The 19,626-nt window shown below is 46.1% G+C and carries 13 protein-coding genes; 9 read left to right on the forward strand and 4 right to left on the reverse strand.

The window, feature by feature from the left end:
- The coding region (locus tag BUB19_RS14300; RefSeq protein WP_178371498.1) for a malectin domain-containing carbohydrate-binding protein at positions 1-2,850 on the forward strand (2,850 nt) is incomplete at its 5' end.
- 317 nt (positions 2,851-3,167) lie between these two features.
- A complete protein-coding gene (locus tag BUB19_RS14305) occupies positions 3,168-4,565 on the forward strand; it encodes a UDP-glucose 6-dehydrogenase (protein WP_073095248.1) in 1,398 nt (465 codons plus the stop codon).
- Positions 4,566-4,615: 50 nt separating this feature from the next.
- Here BUB19_RS14305 and BUB19_RS14310 read toward each other — a convergent pair whose 3' ends face one another.
- The gene (locus tag BUB19_RS14310; RefSeq protein WP_073095249.1) at positions 4,616-4,984 is read right to left on the reverse strand and encodes a BlaI/MecI/CopY family transcriptional regulator; all 369 of its coding nucleotides are present in this window, start codon (positions 4,982-4,984) and stop codon (positions 4,616-4,618) included.
- 175 nt (positions 4,985-5,159) lie between these two features.
- The gene (locus BUB19_RS14315) at positions 5,160-5,912 is read right to left on the reverse strand and encodes an acyl-CoA desaturase (RefSeq protein WP_073095250.1); all 753 of its coding nucleotides are present in this window, start codon (positions 5,910-5,912) and stop codon (positions 5,160-5,162) included.
- 179 nt (positions 5,913-6,091) lie between these two features.
- On the opposite strand from BUB19_RS14315, the gene BUB19_RS14320 reads away from it, so the two are divergent.
- The 4 genes from BUB19_RS14320 (at position 6,092) to BUB19_RS14335 (ending at position 12,881) form a co-directional block, all read left to right on the forward strand.
- On the forward strand, positions 6,092-6,703 hold the full coding sequence (locus BUB19_RS14320; protein ID WP_084097326.1) for an RNA polymerase sigma factor: 612 nt from the start codon (positions 6,092-6,094) through the stop codon (positions 6,701-6,703).
- Positions 6,704-6,840: 137 nt separating this feature from the next.
- Positions 6,841-7,902 (forward strand): FecR family protein, encoded by a 1,062-nt coding sequence (locus BUB19_RS14325; RefSeq protein ID WP_073095251.1) that lies wholly within the window; start codon positions 6,841-6,843, stop codon positions 7,900-7,902.
- Between the two features lie 127 nt (positions 7,903-8,029).
- Positions 8,030-11,341 (forward strand): SusC/RagA family TonB-linked outer membrane protein, encoded by a 3,312-nt coding sequence (locus tag BUB19_RS14330; RefSeq protein WP_073095252.1) that lies wholly within the window; start codon positions 8,030-8,032, stop codon positions 11,339-11,341.
- Positions 11,342-11,366: 25 nt separating this feature from the next.
- Positions 11,367-12,881: a RagB/SusD family nutrient uptake outer membrane protein gene (locus BUB19_RS14335; protein WP_073095253.1), complete on the forward strand. Its 1,515-nt coding sequence runs from the start codon at positions 11,367-11,369 to the stop codon at positions 12,879-12,881.
- A 208-nt stretch (positions 12,882-13,089) separates the two neighbouring features.
- Here BUB19_RS14335 and BUB19_RS14340 read toward each other — a convergent pair whose 3' ends face one another.
- Positions 13,090-14,415 (reverse strand): S41 family peptidase, encoded by a 1,326-nt coding sequence (locus BUB19_RS14340; RefSeq protein ID WP_073095254.1) that lies wholly within the window; start codon positions 14,413-14,415, stop codon positions 13,090-13,092.
- Positions 14,416-14,608: 193 nt separating this feature from the next.
- Here BUB19_RS14340 and BUB19_RS14345 point away from each other — a divergent pair, with 193 nt between their 5' ends.
- Together BUB19_RS14345 and BUB19_RS14350 are read left to right on the forward strand one after the other, a co-directional pair.
- A complete protein-coding gene (locus BUB19_RS14345) occupies positions 14,609-15,265 on the forward strand; it encodes a TetR/AcrR family transcriptional regulator (protein ID WP_073095255.1) in 657 nt (218 codons plus the stop codon).
- A gap of 4 nt (positions 15,266-15,269) precedes the next feature.
- Positions 15,270-16,589 (forward strand): ABC1 kinase family protein, encoded by a 1,320-nt coding sequence (locus tag BUB19_RS14350; RefSeq protein WP_073095256.1) that lies wholly within the window; start codon positions 15,270-15,272, stop codon positions 16,587-16,589.
- A gap of 7 nt (positions 16,590-16,596) precedes the next feature.
- Here the strand turns inward: BUB19_RS14350 and BUB19_RS14355 are convergent, their stop codons facing one another.
- Positions 16,597-17,679, reverse strand: coding sequence for a serine hydrolase domain-containing protein (locus BUB19_RS14355; RefSeq protein WP_084097328.1), 1,083 nt, complete (start codon positions 17,677-17,679; stop codon positions 16,597-16,599).
- 190 nt (positions 17,680-17,869) lie between these two features.
- Between BUB19_RS14355 and BUB19_RS14360 the strand changes: the two genes are divergently transcribed.
- Complete coding sequence (locus BUB19_RS14360; protein ID WP_073095317.1) at positions 17,870-19,444, forward strand: M81 family metallopeptidase; 1,575 nt, start codon at positions 17,870-17,872, stop codon at positions 19,442-19,444.
- Positions 19,445-19,626 lie beyond the last annotated feature (182 nt).

Here is a 19,626-nt window from a genome sequence, read left to right on the forward strand (position 1 = left end):
GTCACCGACGAATTGGGTGAGACCAGTACGGCCACAATAGACATTACTGTAGTAGCCAATGCGGCACCGGTAGCAGTGGCCGAAGCAGATGTGACTGAAGGTTTTGCGCCATTGACGGTGAACTTTACCGGGGACAACAGCAGCGATGCGGAAGGAGCAGTAAGCTACGAATGGGATTTTGGAACGGGTATTACTTCTACAGATGCGAACCCGAGCTATACCTTCTCAGCCTCAGGAAGCTATGAGGTGACCCTGACCGTCACCGACGAATTGGGTGAGACCAATACGGCCTCGATCAATATCACGGTGATTGATAATGCGCCACCAGTAGCTGTTGCTAATGCTAACGTTACCACTGGCAGTACACCGTTGACAGTCAACTTCTCAGGAGACGGTAGCAGTGATCCGGAAGGTACTATCAGTTACCTTTGGAACTTTGGCAATGGATTTACATCGACTCAGCCAAACCCAACCTTTACCTTTAACCAGGAAGGAACTTATATGGTAAGCCTCACAGTTACAGATGATTTGGGTCTGGAAGATACAGACGAGATACAGATTACGGTCGGTTCTGTAGTAGTGATTCCGGATGATCCTGAATTTGAACTGCGAGTGAACGCCGGAGGACCTGCGCTGAGCCATGAGGGCAAGGATTTTGTGGCCGATACATACTTTGTGGGTGGCAAGTCTTATACCAACAGTAGTGCCCAGGTGCCTGCACTTTACCAGACAGAGCGAAGTTCCTCACCGAAGGTGTTTGACTACGTCGTTCCGGTACCGAACGGTACCTATCAGGTGACGCTGCACTTTGCAGAGATCTACTGGGGTGCTAACGGCGGTGCGGCTCAGGCGGCAGGTAGCCGGGTATTTGATGTGGCCATAGAAGGCGACCTGGTGTTGAATAATTTGAACATCAACAGTGAAGTTGGGCCACAGACACCGCTATTGGAGACTTTCGAGGTGGAAGTTACCGATGGAGAGCTGAACATGAACTTCTCATCCCTTGCGTCTGTAGGGGGCTCGGATCAGCCTAAGTTGTCTGCATTTGAGATCATCAGGGAGAAGGTAAATTTGGCACCGGTGGCGGTTGCGTCTGCATCAGCCAGCTCTGGCACTGCTCCGCTGACAGTGAACTTCACGGGAGATACCAGCAGTGATGCCGAGGGTGCAGTAAGTTATCTGTGGAACTTTGGAACAGGAGATACGTCTACCTCGGCCAATCCGAGCTATACCTTTACCAGCGCGGGTAACTATACGGTAAGCCTGACGGTGACAGACGAAGGAGGTCTTTCCGACACGGCATTGCTTGAAATAGAAATTGAAGAGCCGGTGGTAGTGATTCCGGATGATCCTGAATTCGAATTGCGGGTGAATGCCGGAGGCCCTGCGCTGAGCCATGAGGGCAAGGATTTCGTGGCCGATACGTACTTCATCGGTGGACAGGCCTATTCCAACAGCAGCGCAGATGTGCCAGTACTATTCCAGACCGAACGCAGTGCTCCTTCAAAGGTATTCGATTATGCGATTCCATTGCCAAATGGCAGCTATCAGGTGATACTGCACTTTGCAGAAATCTACTGGGGAGCCAATGCAGGTGGTGCAGGAGGTACCGGAAAGCGTACATTTGATGTGAGCATAGAGAATGATTTGCTAATAAACGATCTGGACCTGAATGCTGAAGTGGGATCTCAGACCGTGCTCACTGAGAGCTTTACGGTGACGGTCGCTGATGGGGAGCTAAACATGAACTTCTCTTCTCTTGACGGGGTTAATCAACCCAAACTGTCAGCCTTTGAGATTGTGGGACAACAAACCGAACCTGATTTCAGCTTGTACCTGAATACGGGTAGTGCGCAGGATGTAAGTTTTGAAGGTAAAACCTTTATTGGAGATGTTAATCTGCCGGTTTATTATGACTCGGACCACACCTACGTCAATACAGCAGCAAGCGATGAACCTCTTTATCAGACTGAAAGAGGTCCGGACGACGGATTAAAACCATTGAGCATGTCAATTGAGGTGCCGAATGGCGTGTACACCGTAAGTACCTACCACAACGAATTGTTCTTTACAGGTGGGGCCGGAAACAGGGTGTTTGATATCCTGATCGAAGGAGAGTTGGTGAAAGATGACCTGGATCTATTCCTTGAGACTGGAAACCAACCACTCAAGCTCACTTTTGAAAACATCATCGTGAATGACGGACAGTTGAATATCGATTTTCCTGTCAGTGCGAACAGGCCGACCATTTCCGGATTAGCTATAGAAGGATTTAATGCCGCAGGATCCAGGGTAAAAGCAAGCGGAAAACCGATGCTGGTGGCCAGTCCGATGGAAGGAGAGGGGCCATTGATGGTGAGCTTCTCCGGAGATCTGCTGGGAACTGCCGATCCTGAATTAAGCTACTTCTGGGACTTCGGAGATGGCAATGCATCCAAGGTGAAAAACCCTGTGCATACCTATGAAACACCGGGAGAATATGATGTTAAAGTACGCGTCAGCAAATACGGTATTCCATTGCACACTGAAACCATCCCGATTTCAGTATGGGATGGACTGGCAAATAAAGAAACCGAAGAAGTAGATGAAAGCAACTTCGATATCAGGATGTATCCGAATCCTGCCGCAACCTATGTCAACCTGAGTATTGATCATGAAACGGAAAGAATCGCCGAAGTAAGGATCTTTGACCTCAGGGGCAGGCTGGTAAATATTTTCCAGCCTGCGGATGAGGCCAGCGGAAGGCATTTTGAAGTACCTGTAAAAAATCTGGCTGCCGGAGTATACTTCGTAAGTACCATCACGGAGACAGGAGCCAGAAACCTTCAGCGACTGATTGTAGTGCATTAGTGCTTAATTACTCAAGCTGGATTGAAAAGAGGGACGCCCAGGCGTTCCTCTTTCTTTTTCGGGTAATTGGGGGGTGCAAGGATCTGTATGCTTTGCCAGATGGTATTTTTCGTGGAGCATGCCTTTTTATCCGCTGCTTAGCTGATATTTATCGGTAGTGCCAATCAAAATAATGGCTTTATTTTTGATAGTCGTGTGAATACTCTATTTTTGGAATCTGAATTTAAAACGTGCTGGCTGGTACGCTTAAATAATATTTTTATTCTTTTAAGTTTTGTCGAGAAATCAAGAAATCTATAGTTTTTAAACCATTTAAAATGAAAATTCAAAAAATATGTTGTATCGGTGCAGGATACGTAGGAGGGCCTACCATGGCTGTGATTGCCAAGCAATGTCCGGACATTACTGTGACGGTCGTTGATATCAATGAAGCCCGCATCGCTGCCTGGAATGATGAAAATGTCGATAATATTCCGGTTTACGAACCCGGCCTGTCTGCGGTAGTAGCAGAAGCGAGGGGAAGGAATCTGTTTTTTTCTACCGATGTGGATAAGGCCATCGATGAAGCGGAAATGATTTTTATTTCAGTAAACACCCCTACCAAGACCTATGGGGAGGGGAAAGGTCAGGCAGCAGATTTGAAATGGATAGAACTCTGTGCGCGGCAGATTGCCCGGGTAGCTCAGGGTGATAAGATTGTGGTTGAAAAATCCACGCTACCGGTACGGACAGCCAGTACACTTAAGGATATACTTACCCATACCGGAAATGGCCTGAATTTCCAAATTTTATCTAATCCTGAGTTTTTGGCAGAAGGTACAGCTGTTGATGATTTGATGAATCCGGACCGCGTACTTATTGGGGGAGATCAGACTGAGGAGGGCAAAAACGCGATTGAGGCGCTGGTAAACGTTTATGCCAGGTGGGTACCGAAAGATCGCATACTGACAACCAATGTTTGGTCTTCTGAATTGTCAAAGTTAACTGCCAATGCTTATCTGGCACAGCGAGTATCCTCCATCAACTCCCTGTCCGAACTATGCGAGCATACAGAAGCAGATGTGAACGAAGTGGCCAGAGCCATCGGAACCGATTCCCGGATCGGACCGAAATTTTTGAAAGCTTCAGTAGGATTTGGCGGGTCTTGTTTTCAAAAGGATATATTAAATCTGGTCTATATTTCCCGTACTTACGGGCTGCACGAGGTGGCAGATTACTGGGAGCAGGTAATCATCATGAATGATCACCAGAAGCGAAGGTTTGCCAAGAAAATCATCCGTAACCTTTACAACACGGTAAGCGGAAAAAAAATCGCCTTTTTAGGCTGGGCATTCAAGAAAGATACCAATGATACCAGAGAATCTGCGGCCATCTACGTTGCAGATCACCTGTTAAATGAGCAATCTAAAATAGCTGTGTATGATCCCAAGGTAACGGAAAAGCAAATATTTTCTGACCTCGATTACCTGGGCAGCAGAAGTCCGGAGGAGAACAGAAAACAACTTCAGGCAGAAAAAGATCCTTATAAAGTTTGCAAGGGATCACACGCTGTTGCAGTGCTTACCGAGTGGGACGAATTCAAATCCTATGACTGGCAGAAAATATACGACAGTATGCTGAAACCAGCTCATATATTTGATGGAAGGAATTTGCTGGACAAGGAGGCGCTCAAAGCGATCGGCTTTCAGGTCCATGCGATAGGAAGTACAAACTAACAATCAGCAATAGCAAAAAAAAGGGTGATCATCCGATCACCCTTTTTGCATTACTTGTCTTTTACGTCGTCCTTGACTTCGTTCATGATTTTTTCGACCTCTTTGATATCTAGTTTTTCATCTTTTGCGAAGAACGAAGCGAGTTTGGCAAAAGAACCACTAAAATATCCTGAAAGCAGGTTCTTGATCGTGAAGCTCCTGTACTCATCTTTGGAGACTATCGGGTAATATTCGTGAGACTTGCCATACGCATTGTGCTTGACAAAACCCTTTCTTTCAAGGATCCGGATAATCGTCGATACAGTGTTGTAGGCCGGTTTTGGCGTCTTCATTTTTTCGAGGACATCTTTGACGAAACCTTTCTCAATGTCCCACAGGATCTGCATGATCTGTTCTTCTGCTCTTGTTAACTCTCTCATATTTTTAATTAAGTAGGTGATTTTTCATGAACTTAACCATTTAGTTTTTTAATTGCAAAACATTTATTGAAAAAAATATATTTTAAATGGAATTATTCAAAAAAAAGTATTTATAATTAAAATTGTCTCGGAGGCTGAGCATAAGTACTGCTACTGCTGAGGAATAATTTTAGTTTTATGAGATAGTTTTCATTTTGATAATTCCCGAAGCATGCAATAATTTAATGAGGGGGTAGGTAGGATCAAACTCAAACCATTTGACTGCAAAATTTACCCGCTTCGGCAGCCGGTGGTGGTTGTTCTGAAACAGTTCGCCCAGCATGAGAAAGTCCAGAAACAGGGAATTCTTTGATTGGTCATTGTTATCAAAGTTAGCATAGCCGTATTTATGGCCACTCCAGTTTACAATGGCTCCATGTACAGGTCCCATCATAAAATGGATCGGCAACAGAAAATACATCCACCAATGTGTACCTGCCAATTCGAAAACACTGATTGAAAGTACATATATCAACACATAAACCAATCCCCAGCCTATCCGTATCGCCATGGTATCGGCAAAGCGATCAAAACGATTCCAGTCCGGAACATCTTTTGAAAATCTTTCCTCCGGTTTTACCTTGAAAGTAAAATGCTCATTGTAGATTTTTTTCGTTTTCCACATCATGGTAAACAGGTTTTCGGTATGATGGGGACTATGGGGATCGTTAGGAGTATCGCTGTAGGCATGGTGCATGCGGTGAAGTATGGCATAGGCCCGGGGAGACAAGTATGAACTGCCTTGTGCGACCCAGGTAAAAACGTAGAAAAACTTTTCCCAAAATTTGTTCATGATAAACATTTGGTGCGCCGCATAGCGGTGTAAAAAAAAGCTTTGGCAGAACAAAGAGAAGTACCAATGGATCAGAAATAGAAATATTAGAATCACTAGTTATCGATTTTTATGATTATATCTGGCAAAAATAAATCCATTTTTATTCTTATAGGGTATATGATACTGTTTTTTTTACGAAAGGTGACAGGAGTCATTTTTTAATCATGGACGCTGCCCGCCAGTGGAACCTATTTTTTTATTTTTTAACATAAAGGTTTACATTTAAGTCCTCAATGAGTAAACCCAATAAATATACTGACCTTCAAAAAGGAGGGGATTTTAAACTGTCAGGTTCAGAGAGGCCTTTGGCGGAGGCAGAAAGCAGCCTTTGGTTGCAATTCAGGCAGGGCAGTGAGACCGCATTTATTAAAATTTACGAGAGGTATTTCGACCAGCTTTTTGATTATGGCCTCAGGTTTTCCGGACAGCCTCAACTCGTTGAAGATTGTATTCAGGATATTTTTATCCAGATAAGACTAAGGAGAGAGGGGCTGGGAGACACGGACAGCATTAAATTTTACCTGATGAAATGCCTGAAAAGAAAACTGATCAGGGAAGCGGGAAAAATCGGGAAGAATGTGGATTTCAAAGACAATGAATCCTTTTCCCTGGAGTATTCCCCTGAGCAGGTGTTGATCGACCAACAGATCCATGAAGAACAGGGAATAAAATTAAATCAGGCGCTGAAAAAATTATCGGGACGAAAAAAAGAAGCCCTTTACTATTTTTATTTTGAAGGGCTTTCCTATCAGCAAATCAGCGAACTAATGGGCTTATCCCAGGTAAAATCAGCCAGAAATTTGATTTATCAGGCCATTTCCACATTGAGATCATCGATTAACTAGGCTATTCTTTTGCTGGAAACAGTCCGGCGTTTCTTTCATCGTTTTCCTACCTTTTGCAGAAAAAAAGTAAATTTTTTTCAAAATATTGATGTCGTTTTCCTGTGCTTTGCCTTATACCCGTAGAAAGCATCTGCAAAATGAGTAAGCACGAGGAAACCATTCTTTCGTTATTAACCGATCCGGAATTTGTTCGTTGGGTCAGAAGCCCTGATCCTGCGCTGGATATTTATTGGGAAAACTGGATACTTGCGCATCCCGATAAGATCAAATGCCTGAGAGAGGCGAGAGAAATGATTGAAGGTCTGAAGGCGGGCCAGGGCGATTTCTCCGCAGCTCGAAAATACAGGGTTTTGCAGCAAATTCTTGCAAAGGAAACATCCCATACCATGTCTCTGAAAGGCAAAAGTGCTTCAGTACCCATGACTCCTTTCCTTTGGCTCATTATGGGACAATGGACCAAAGTGGCCGCCATACTACTGCTGACGCTGATGTCCACTTTTCTGTGGAGCAAAATGGTTTTTAATCCACCACCTTTAGTGCCCATTGAAGATGCCAGGGCGTCCGTAATCACCAAGAAAACGCAATTTGGCGAAAAGCTAAATTTCAAGCTTCCGGATGGTTCGTCGGTCTGGTTAAATTCGGGGAGTTCTTTGGTCTTTCCGGAAAAATTTGACTCCCTGGAAAGAAGGGTAAAGCTCCTGGGAGAGGGATTTTTTGAAATTCAGAAGGACAGCAGCAGGACATTTATAGTCGAGTCGGGCAATTTGCTTACCGAAGCTCTGGGGACTTCCTTTAACGTCCGGTACCTGGACCCGGAGCCTCCTACCGTTTCACTCGTTAGCGGAAAAGTCAGGATAAATCACAACAATCTCGAAAATAGATTTTTTCTGGAGCCGGGGCAACAACTTCACTTTCGGAAATCGAACCAAAGTTTTGAAGTAATTCCTTTCTCACTATCAGATATCCTCGGATGGAAGGACGGTTTGCTGCAATTCAAGGACGCCTCTTTCGATGAGGTAGTTGATCAACTGGAACGCTGGTACGGAGTGGAGATCAATGTTGCCGGGCGGCCGTCCGGCAAATGGAAACTTAGCGGTAAATATCAGGATCAGCACCTGGATCTGGTTCTGGACCGGATGGCGTTTATAGAAAATTTCGAATATTACATAAAAGGCAAAAACGTAAACCTAAAATTCTAAATATATGACAAAGTACCAATAGAAAAATGGGATAATATCCCTGAAAAGGTCCGGGATGGAACGTCATTGGGGAATGCACCATCGCCGAACCAGGCTTAATGAATGTTTCAATAAACCTTTTAAAATTATGAAATTTAAATTACAAAAGACAATTTATATGTTGTCCCGCTACTTCCTTTATGGATTTTCCCTGCAGCTGCTGGTATTGAACCTGGTATTGGCAGGAAGTGTCAATGCCCAATTGGAGACGATTGACAAGGTTAGGATCAATTTGAGTCAAAATGAGCTGTCTCTGCGCCAGTTTTTCAGACAGGTTGAAGCCAAAACACCTTTTACCTTTTCCTATGACAGAAGGGATCTGGATGAGCAGATGAGTGTGGTTTTGTCCTCCAGCTCTGCTACCGTGGAAGAAATGTTAAAAGAGGTTTCGGAGCAAAGCTCACTGGGTTTCCGGCAGGTCAACGATCAGATCGATGTCCGGAAAATCGACCGGACTGGAGATCTGGTGAAAGCTGCTGTTGAGATCACTGTAAGTGGAGTGGTTACAGACGAGCAGGGGCAGCCTTTACCAGGCGCCACCGTTTCGGTACAGGGAACTACTACTGGTACGGTGACAGACCTGGATGGGACGTATTCCCTGACTGTACCGGACGATGCGGTATTGGTTTTTTCCTATATCGGATACGATACACAGCGGGTCACTGTAGGTAACCAGACCACAATCAATATCAGCATGAGCATGGATGAGTCCTCGCTTGAAGAGGTTTTGGTAATCGGTTATGGCACGCAGAAGAGGAGTGACCTCACCGGTGCCGTATCGTCGGTTAAAGCAGAAGAGTTGACGGCTTATCCAGCCATAGATGCAGTACAAGCCCTACAAGGACGGGCTGCCGGTGTGCAGATCCAGGCCAATAACGGAGCACCCGGGGCCAGTCTGAAAGTCAGGATCAGAGGCGGTACTTCTATCAATGCCAGCAGTGATCCGATATTTGTGGTGGATGGCTTTATTGGTGCTGCCATGCCTCCTCCGGAGGATATCGCTTCCATTGAGGTGCTCAAGGATGCATCGGCTACCGCCATCTACGGTTCACGGGGTGCCAATGGTGTCATCATGGTGACTACCAAAAGGGGAAAAAGCGGGGCCGCCCGGATAGAGTTTAATTCCTCCTATTCCATGCAAAACGAAATCAACAGGCTGGATTTGCTGAATGCCGAGCAATTCAACGACTATATATCAGATGCCAGACCGAATATAGAACCTGCCGGAGGCGACACCGATTGGCAGGACCAGATCTTCAGAACGGGCGGGATTCAAAATTACCAGCTTTCTATAAGCGGAGGCACCGATAATGTCAATTACTATGTATCTGGTGCCTATTTTGACCAAAAAGGTGTAATCATCAATTCTGATTTTAACCGTTTCAGCATCACCAGTAACCTGGACGTTCAGGCTTCAGATAAACTTAAAATCGGCTTGAACCTGTTTGCGAGAAGAAGCAGCAGCGACGGTGTTCGTACTCAGGAGGGTTCGGGTGGACTTACTCCTGGAGTAGTGGCCTCGGCATTCAAGTTTGAACCCGACCAACCGATTTACAGGGAAGACGGGACATTTACCGTGGCACGGCTGAATGACCCCCATGACAACCCTTATGCAGTCGCTACCCAATTGGTCAATGAAAATGTAAATGACAGATTTCAGGGTAATTTTTTCGCGGAATATGATTTTACAGAGGACTTAAAATTCAGAACCACCCTGGGAGCAACCGCCAATGCAAGCCGTACCGGGTTGTACTCGCCAACCACGGTAACGGAAGGCAGGAATGTAGGAGGAGATGCACGGATAAATGCTTCCCGAAACACCCTGTTTCTGAATGAAAATTACCTGACGTATACCAAATCATTTGCCGGCAACCAAACACTTACGGCTATGGGAGGATATTCCTTTCAGTCTTCTGAAAATGAAAACTGGGGTGCCAGGGGTACCTCCTTTATCACAGACGCCTTTTCTTTCTGGAACCTGGGTTCGGCTGCAGTATGGCAAACCCCAAGTTCGGGACTGTCAGATTGGAGGATATCCTCTTTTTACGGTCGTTTGAATTATTCGCTTGGAGACAAGTACCTGCTGACCTTCAATGCCAGATATGATGGATCTTCTACATTTTCCAGAAACAACAAATGGGCCTTTTTCCCCTCAGGAGCCATTGCCTGGAATATGAAAAATGAGCCTTTTCTGGAAACGTCCGACCTGATCAGTTTCTGGAAATGGAGAGCCAGCTATGGTATTACCGGAAACCAGGCCATTGCACCCTATCAGACCCTGGCGAGATTTTCTCCGGTATTTTCAGTGATCGACGGCGCTCCGGTCAACGCGGTACGACCTACCACGGTGGCAAACGATAACCTTACCTGGGAGACCACGGCCCAATTCAATATCGGGGCGGATATTGGTTTCTGGGAGGACAGGGTAACATTATCTGCAGAATACTACCGCATGGTGACTTCTGACCTTCTCTTTGCTGTGCAGTTGCCGCAGTACTCAGATTATACAAACCAGCTGAGAAATATAGGTGAAGTAGAAAACAAAGGGGTAGAGTTGACCCTGGGTTCTAGAAACCTGGTAGGCGCATTCCAATGGGATATGGACATTAATTTCTCACGCAACAGAAATACCGTGCTCTCCCTTCCCGATGGAAATGATATCCAATATGGCTCCGGTCCGGGACACATGGTAGGCCTGGGTACGACCCAGTTGCTCAAGGAAGGATATCCTGTAGGCAGCTTCTTCGGATGGGTGTATGATGGCGTATATCAGGAAGGTGATGATTTTATTCCCGGTGGAGGATTTGAACAAACTGCCGGTGGAGAAAGATTCCGTGACCTGAATGAGGATGGCACCTTGAATAGCGACGACCGGGAAATCATCGGCAATCCACATCCGGATTTTTTCTGGGGATGGAACCATGACTTCCGGTACCGTAACTTTGACCTGAATATCTTCTTTCAGGGTTCCTTCGGCAACGATATCCTAAGCTATACCCTTATGGAGCTGGATCTGATGTCAGGAATCAACAATGCCACCACTGCCGCCCTGGACCGGTGGACTCCCACCAATACGCAAACGGATATTCCCAGAGCTTTCAACGGACGCACCAGACGGGTGTCTACCCGTTGGATTTACGACGGTACCTTTACCAGGTTGAAAAACCTTTCTTTAGGTTATAACTTCCCCCAGGCCATTGTAGACAGGCTGAACCTTTCCAGGTTGAGGTTGTATGTGAGTGCACAGAATGTGCTGACATTCACCCAATACGAGGGTTATGATCCGGAAGTAAACTACAGGTCCGGAGGAGCAACGGATGGCAACAGAAACCTGGGACTGGATTACGGAAGCTACCCCAATGCGAAAAATTACACATTGGGCATAAACGTAGGATTTTAATTTAGCCAACGAAACAGAAATAACCATGAAAACGAGAATATATAAATCTTTGGTTTTGGCCATGGCCTGCTGGTTTGCGGGATGTACTGATCTGGAAGAAAAGCCAGTAGGATTGCTGGCTCCTGAAAGCCTGTTTAACAGTGCCAGCGATGTAGAGACGGCCATTTTCGGTGCCTATGGATGGATAGCATCCGAGAGATTGTACGGACGTCAGTTTGTGACCGCGATCATGTTGCGCGGAGATATGGTGGACATTGGAGACCGCGGTACCCCTGCCGAGCGGCAGCAGGTAAACGACTTCAATATGGATGACAACAACGGCATGGTCCGCTCATTCTGGCCATACTGGTATCAGGTGATAGGTGCAGCCAATGCAGCCATATCAGGCGCAGAGAGCCTGGATCTTCAGGAAGAGGTAAACAACCGCCTGGTAGCTGAGGCCAGGTTTGTCAGGGCTTTCAGCTATTACCATCTGGTACGGGTGTTTGGAGACATACCATACATTGATTACTTTATCAACGATCCGGAGGCGGTCAAAGATATCTCCAAAACCAGCTCTTCTGAGGTTTATCAGGGCATATTGGCTGACCTGGAATTTGCCAAACAGTGGCTTCCTGATAACCAGCCCAATAATGTACGCTCCAGACCTACCAAAGGCACTGCAGCATCTTACCTGGCTTCCGTACACCTTACCCTCGCCGATTACCCCAAGGCCTATGAAGAGGCCAAATGGGTGATTGAGAATAAAGGCAGGTTTGGTTACGAGCTGGAGGCGGATTACCAGGATCTCTTTCGCGCCGAAATCGCGGATAATCTGAATGAACCGATATTTACGCTCGACTTCCTCGGTCAGCAGAATGGCGGTGGTGGTGCCAATGATGACATCATGCCGCCCATGACCGGAATCCGGGGAGCAGATCAACTGGGATGGAGCGTTTGTGTACCTTCGATGGCTGTCTACAACACCTGGGATGACCGCGATTACCGCAAGTCCGTAAGTTTTCAGCCTGAAGCGCTAATCAATGGAGTAATGGAACCGTATACAGAATTTGCCAATACGCAGCGGCCACATATCGCCAAATACAGGATGTTTCCCGGAAACAGCAACTCTGATGGCAGATACTCCGACCATAACTATGCGGCCATGCGCTATGCAGAGGTGTTGCTCATCGCAGCAGAGGCTGCAGCAGAAGTGAATGGAGGCCCCACTGCAGAGGCCATTGGCTATGTCAATGATATTCGCGAAAGGGCCCGAAATGCCGGCGGTATCCAGAATAGTTTCCCTGAAGACCTGCCTGACGGCTTGAGCAAAGAGGGCTTCATAGATGCGGTATTGGATGAGCGGAGATTGGAATTGTCTTTTGAATACAAAAGATGGTACGATATCAAGAGAAGACAATTGGGACAAGAGGTATTCAATGGTCCTGAAAGTCTGGAACCCCATCCAAATTTCGACCCCTCCAGAGATTATCTGATGCCTTTACCGAGAATAGAACTGGATGTCAATCCAAACCTGGCACCTCAAAATCCAGGCTATTGATAATGAAGGAATAAAGATCTGGAAAAACATAAGAAAAGGCGATGGTAAAGTACCATCGCCTTTTCTTATGTTTATACCGTCCACCAACCGGACCGAATTGCTGTGTCGCAAAAGCCTGCACTTACCTTGATTCAATTAAAACCGGCGAAGTTATTGTCCATTCAAACTTGTTTAAATGGGACCTGCATCCCACGCGAGAGGTTCATCGTCAATAAACCGGAAACTCCTGTTGAAGCCCGCGAAAATTATCTATCATCTGCCAGTTGTCTTCAGGTATTTTGAGCCTCGCAGTAGGTTCTGTTCCATATTGCACATAGGTGAGCGCACTGGCCAGTCTGAATTCCCGGATATCGCCCCAATTGACAGAAGGGTCATCTGCTGCAGGTACGTCCACCGGAAAACCATCGTAGTATTCGGCATTGCCCTCGGCATTTGCTATAGCAAACGTAATGGGTACCAGTTCTACATCATTTTGAGCAAGTACGCCATTGAATTGGGAAAGCGGAAACGAGCCTACCGGTTTGCCATAAGTCCTTTGACCAACAAGTATCACATCCAAATAAGGTTTCAGACAGTTAATTATCAATTCGCTGGCTGAGGCAGACCCCCTGGAGGTAATTACAACCAACCGCTCAAGAGCAATTTCGCCACTTTTTTCAAACCTGTATTCCTCATTAAGGTTAGATTTTTCCTCATTCAGCGCATTGGTGTACATCAGAGCGCCGTCTGCAGCGGCCGGCACCAGCCCATTCATGATTTGCTCGGCCACATCCACAGAACCACCTCCATTATACCTCAGGTCTAGAATAAGCTCATCGATTCCAGCAGTTTCAAAAAATTCGAGCGTTTCCTCCACCTCCAGGCTCCGGTTTGGACTCAGACCTGCGGTAGCTTTGAAACTATTATATACCCAGTAACCCGTTTTTTTATTACCGGTTTCTAACACATCTCTGAATAAAACTGAATTGGCCTGGTATTCTTCTTTGGTGTTGGTACGCGTCGTGGTGGTCCCATCGGGCAGCCGGAATCTGAAGGTATTGGAAACGCCGGGACGGTTTTCACCCAATTCAAAATTATAGCCGCCGGCTCTACGGTATTCTTCGATCGTTTTTCCATTGATTTCGATGATTTCCCAGCCCCTCTGCCATCCGTCCTTGCCTGCTGGAGAATCGTCATATACAAAAGAAATGTACAGCCTGTCATCATCTCCAAGCGCAAAACCGAAGCCATGGCCAGCATTTTGTCCGGTAAAGGCCCTATTGAAAGCATCTCTGGTGGTAAGGTATGACCAGCGATCCAACTGGAGGTACATCAGATCATATAGCAGGTCTTCGTTATTTCGGTATCGCCCTACATCCAGGGAAGCTGGCAGTCGGTCGTTCCAGTAATACCATTCCTGCATGCTCTCATAAATGGCCTCTTTCACCAGATCGGGGTTTTGTGGCAATTCGTCCAATTCTTCCCGGCACGAACTGAAGCAGAAAGACAGGCCACAAAAAATGACGAAAATTGATTTTTTAATCTCTACCAACATGTAATCTCTTCTTAAACTTTTGATTAATAACGCAATCCGGCCGCAATTTGATGCACAATCTGGAAATAATTGTCTGCGTGTACCGCATCAATCAGGATCGCAAGACCCAGTCGACAAATTAATTGTTATTTTTCACAAACCACTTGCCTTCAGTAATTGTTATCTGGTTGCAAAATATAAAGAGAATCAGGAGATGACAGAAAAAGCAAAGCACCAAAAGTCAGATAGGGATAAGATCATAGAAGGATATATCCATTATATCCTGGAAAATGGTAAAGAACCGGCATCCATATACAAATTTGCAAAAGACCTGAAAATGCAGGAAGCTGCATTCTATGATCACTTCAGCACTTTTGCTGCCATAAAGAAAACTGTTTGGGAAATGATTTTTGATCAGACAGTAAATAACCTGGAAGGACAGGAGGTCTATAAGACCTACAGTGCAAGGGAGAAGCTTCTGGGATTTTTTTTCACATGGATTGAAGAGCTGAAAAAGCGAAGGTCGTACTTGCTTGCGGTCTACGGAAAGGACATTTTGAAAGACCCGCATTTCCCCACTGAGCTAAAAGGGTTTAAATCAAATTTCAAACATTTTGCCAGGGAGATCATTTTGGAAGGGAAGGAAACGGAGGAGATTGCCGAAAGACCCTACATTGCGGATAGGTATGATGAGGCATTATGGCTTCAGGTGATGTTTGTTTTCAGGTTTTGGTTAAAGGACGATTCGCCTTCATTCGAAAAAACAGATGCCGCGATAGAGAAATCCGTAAATCTGGCTTTCGATCTGATGGGAAAATCCGCAGTAGACAGTTTCGTAGACTTCGCTAAATTTTTATTTCAATCCAGATAAGGCAATGACGCAAAAAATAAAAGAGCAGCAGAGCATCCCGGTATCTAAGGTACAGCGGGCAGCCAAATTTATCAGCACCGGAGCAAGAGTAGGTGGCAATTACATGAAACACTATGCAAAGAAGGCAGTCAATCCTTCCATGACCAGGGATGACCTGGACAGGAGCAATGCTTCGGACATTTACGATTCACTGAGTGAATTAAAGGGAAGTGCCCTTAAGGTGGCACAGATGATGGCCATGGACAAGAATCTGCTGCCGCGGGCTTATCAGGATAAATTTACGATGGCCCAATACAGCGCACCTCCTTTGTCGTATCCATTGGTGGTCAAGACTTTTCAGCAACATTTTGGCAAAGGTCCGGAAACGATCTTCGATACCTTCACCAGCTCTGCCGTCAATGCTGCATCCATTGGGCAGGTACACCGGGCTACGAAAGGAGGAAAGGTATACGCGGTTAAAATCCAATATCCGGGTGTAGCCTCTAGTGTTCGGTCTGATTTGAAGTTGGTGAAACCCTTCGCCCTCCGACTGTTAAATATGAATGAAAAAGAGCTGGATCACTACATGGAGGAGGTTGAGGAAAAGCTGCTCGAGGAGACGGATTATGAATTGGAGGTAAGACGGAGCAAGGAGATTTCCCAGGCATGTGGGCATATCACTGACCTGCAGTTTCCCAATTACTACGAAGAACTGAGTGGTCCAAGGGTGATCACGATGGACTGGATGGAGGGTTTGCATCTCAGAGAGTGGTTGACGACCGACCCGAACCAGGAGGCAAAAAACAGGGTTGGCCAGGCATTATGGGATTTTTATCATTATCAGGTACATGAACTGAAGCAGGTGCATGCCGATCCCCATCCGGGAAATTTTATTATCCAGAAAGACAATCAGTTGGCAGTAATTGATTTTGGCTGCGTTAAGGTAATACCTGAGAATTTTTATACCGGGTATTTTTCCTTGATCAAGAAGGACCTGCTTATCAATGAGGAAGAGCTCAATCAAATTTTTTACGGACTGGAATTTATCTCCGATAAAGACTCTCCGGAGGAAAAAGTTTATTTTAAGAATATTTTCAAGGAGATGATCTCGCTATTGGGCAAGCCTTTTCATGCAGACCGGTTTGATTTTTCCTCAGACAGCTATTTCCAACAGATTTTTGCACTGGGAGACAAAATTTCCAATGATAAGATGTTTAGAAAATCCAAGCAAGCCAGAGGTTCGAGGCATGGATTATACATCAACCGTACCTATTTTGGTTTGTATAACCTGTTGAACCAGTTACAGGCGACTGTAAACACGACAAAGCCGGATTGGCTCAAATGACCAGAGTCTAAGTCGATTGTTTTATCAGAAGGTCAGTAAACTTTCTTGCCAGTTTGAAAGGGAGCAGCGTATCCGTAGACTGATTGGTCGTTCCAGTCAAAAAGACTCCCAAATCCGGTACAAAAAAAGCAAAGGCCCCTGAAAGACCCGTATGACCGATGATTTCCGGGTAATCTCGCCAGGGCACGCTGATCCGGGGTTTCTCATATCGGGAAATGCCCAATCCGTAGGAAAGGGAGGCCTTTACCGGGATCCATTCCTGAATCAGCTGCAATTCTGACAAGGGAAAAAGGTTGCCATGGAAAAAGGCTTTTATAAAAGTCATGCTGTCCCGGCAAGTACTCACCATCCCCCCAACAGGCCCAAGTGAGCACATGGCCCGAGGTATTTCGAGTTCCAGTTCATGGTGATAAAATGTGGCTGGTGTACGGTCATGTATATCCTTATAGACATAGGTTTCATGCATTCCCAGCGGCTTGAAGTGAAAATTTATGAGTGTATCCTCCAGACTTTGGCAGGTGATTTCTTCAATTATTTTCCCTAAAAGTTGAAAATTGCTGTCTGCGTAGACTATTTTCTTCCTGGCTCCCGGAGCATATTGAGGGCCCAATCTTTTCACTGCCACAAGCCAATCACCCTGTGTCCAGGATTGGTCTTTTCCGGCCAAAAGTTCTTCGCCTAAGGATTTGTCCCCACTAAAAGAAAATTGAAAATAATCCGGGAGCCCCGACAGGTGGGAAAGTAAGTGTCGGACTGTAATTTTATAGGTATAATCCTGCCCCTTTATCTTGCTTAGTTCACGGTACGGTTCACCTGTAAGAAATCGGGTGATGGGAGCATCCAAATCCACCAATCCCCTTACCTTTAGTTTCAATAGCAAAGCCAGTATATGCAGTTTACCTACGCCGGTAATAAAGTAGGGCTGTTTCTCCGAAAGGTTACCGGTGGCTCCTGTCCAGGCGATGGGTTCCTGCTTTTCCCTGAAGACAGACAGGATGCTACCCGGCAATTTTTCCTGCCTGGTAAAGTCATTCAAACGGTTTTGCCAGGCGGTAAAAACCCTCTTGTTGTTTTGGCCAAAAGTATTCATTTGAAACTGTAATTAGGTACTAAAGTTACTAAAAAATACGATAGTAAATTTATCTACAAACACCTAAATCCCTACTAAAATAGAAGTGAAAAATACTGTTTTTATCCTCAATTTTCACTTAATTTGAATAGTCCCAGGATAGCCTTAACACTTGCCTCAAGTTTTTATTCAGATCAATTTATTCATGTTTATGACCAACCGCTTTAATTCCAGGGTTTTAATTGTCCTCAGTCTTATTTTTGCAATAAGCTGTAGTGGCAAGGAAGAAGAAAATTCAAAAGAACTACCAAACATCGCCATTGCCGGGCTGGCAATCGAATCCAGCACATTTTCGCCTGCAGTCACAGAGAAAGAGGCATTTCATGCCAGGCGGGGGGAAGAGGTGTTTTCTTATTACCCTTTCATGCACGGGGATTCGCTGAATAGGCAGCGAGCCAACTGGTTTCCTACATTGCGGGGCCATGCCATTCCCGGAGGAATTGTTTCCCGGGATGCATACGAGTCTTTGGTAGGGGAAACTTTAGACCGTCTTCGGGAAAATCTGCCTTATGACGGTCTGTTTTTTGACATCCACGGTGCAATGAGTGTTATCGGGCTTGACGATCCGGAGGGAGATTTTATCGAAAGGGTAAGGGAGGTAGTCGGAACGGAAACCATCATTTCCACCAGTATGGACCTGCATGGCAATGTGTCCCGCCGGCTGGCGGCCCATTCAGACCTGATCACCTGTTACCGGATGGCGCCTCATGAGGACGCCCTGGAATCTAAGAAACGTGCGGTAGATAATTTGCTTGAACGCCTTGAATCCGGAAAGGGCAAGCCTGCTTACAAGGCCTGGATCCCCGTGCCCATTTTGCTTCCCGGAGAAAAGACCAGTACCAGAGTGGATCCAGGAAAAAGTTTGTATGCAGAAGTGTATCCTGCGGCCGAACAGGAGGGCATCGTTGATGCGGCGATCTGGGTAGGCTATGCCTGGGCCGACGAACCCAGAAACCATGCCGTGGTAATGGTCACGGGTGATAATAAAGAGACGGTAACCCAAACAGCCGAGAAATTGGCGCAAAGCTTTTGGGCAAAGCGGAACGATTTTGAGTTCATTGCTCCAACCGCCAGCCTGAAAGAGAGTTTGGATATGGCCATCGCCAGTGATGAAAAGCCTTTTATGATCAGCGATATGGGAGACAACCCTACCGCCGGAGGAGCCGGGGATGTAACCTGGACCTTAAGGGAGATTCTTGAACGGCCGGAATTTAAAAGTGAAAATGGTCCTTCTCTGATCTATGCTTCCATACCCGGGCCCGAAATGGTGGAAGCAGCCATAACGGCAGGCGTGGGTGCGCAGGTGGAAGCTGCTGTAGGAGCGGAAGTGGACGACCGCTTTTCTCCGCCCCTGCTACTTTCCGGTAAGGTAGAGGCCATAACCCATGGTGACAGAAACGCAGAGACAGAAGTAGTGATCGCCACCGGCAGTGTAAAGGTCATTGTCACCAGGAAGCGTAAGCCCTACCACCGCGAAAGTGATTTTACCGATTTGGGTTTGAGCCCAAGGGACACAGATATTGTGGTCGTAAAAATCGGATATCTGGTGCCTGAGCTTTACGACATGCGGGCTGATTGGGTCATGGCACTTACTCCTGGAGGGGTAGACCAGGACCTGGAGCGTCTGGAGTTTTCCAGGATTAACCGCCCCATGTTTCCATTTGACAAGGACATGGATATGCCGGACCTTTCAGCCAGGCTGATTCCGCTATCTCACGAGTATTAGTGCAGAGAGACCGTCAGTGCCTTAGTACTGGAAGAATGACAAAAATAATAGAGTTGGGGGAGTTTGCCTCCTCTCGGCTTGGCTGACCGATAGCTGCAAGTATTCTTTGCATTTTCAGCCTGGGGCCGGTTATTGCCAGGCTGGGAAAAGGCCATGTTTATTAATGGAAATGTATCCTGGTC

It is taken from the genome of Cyclobacterium lianum, from assembly GCF_900143075.1.
Taxonomy (GTDB): domain Bacteria; phylum Bacteroidota; class Bacteroidia; order Cytophagales; family Cyclobacteriaceae; genus Cyclobacterium; species Cyclobacterium lianum.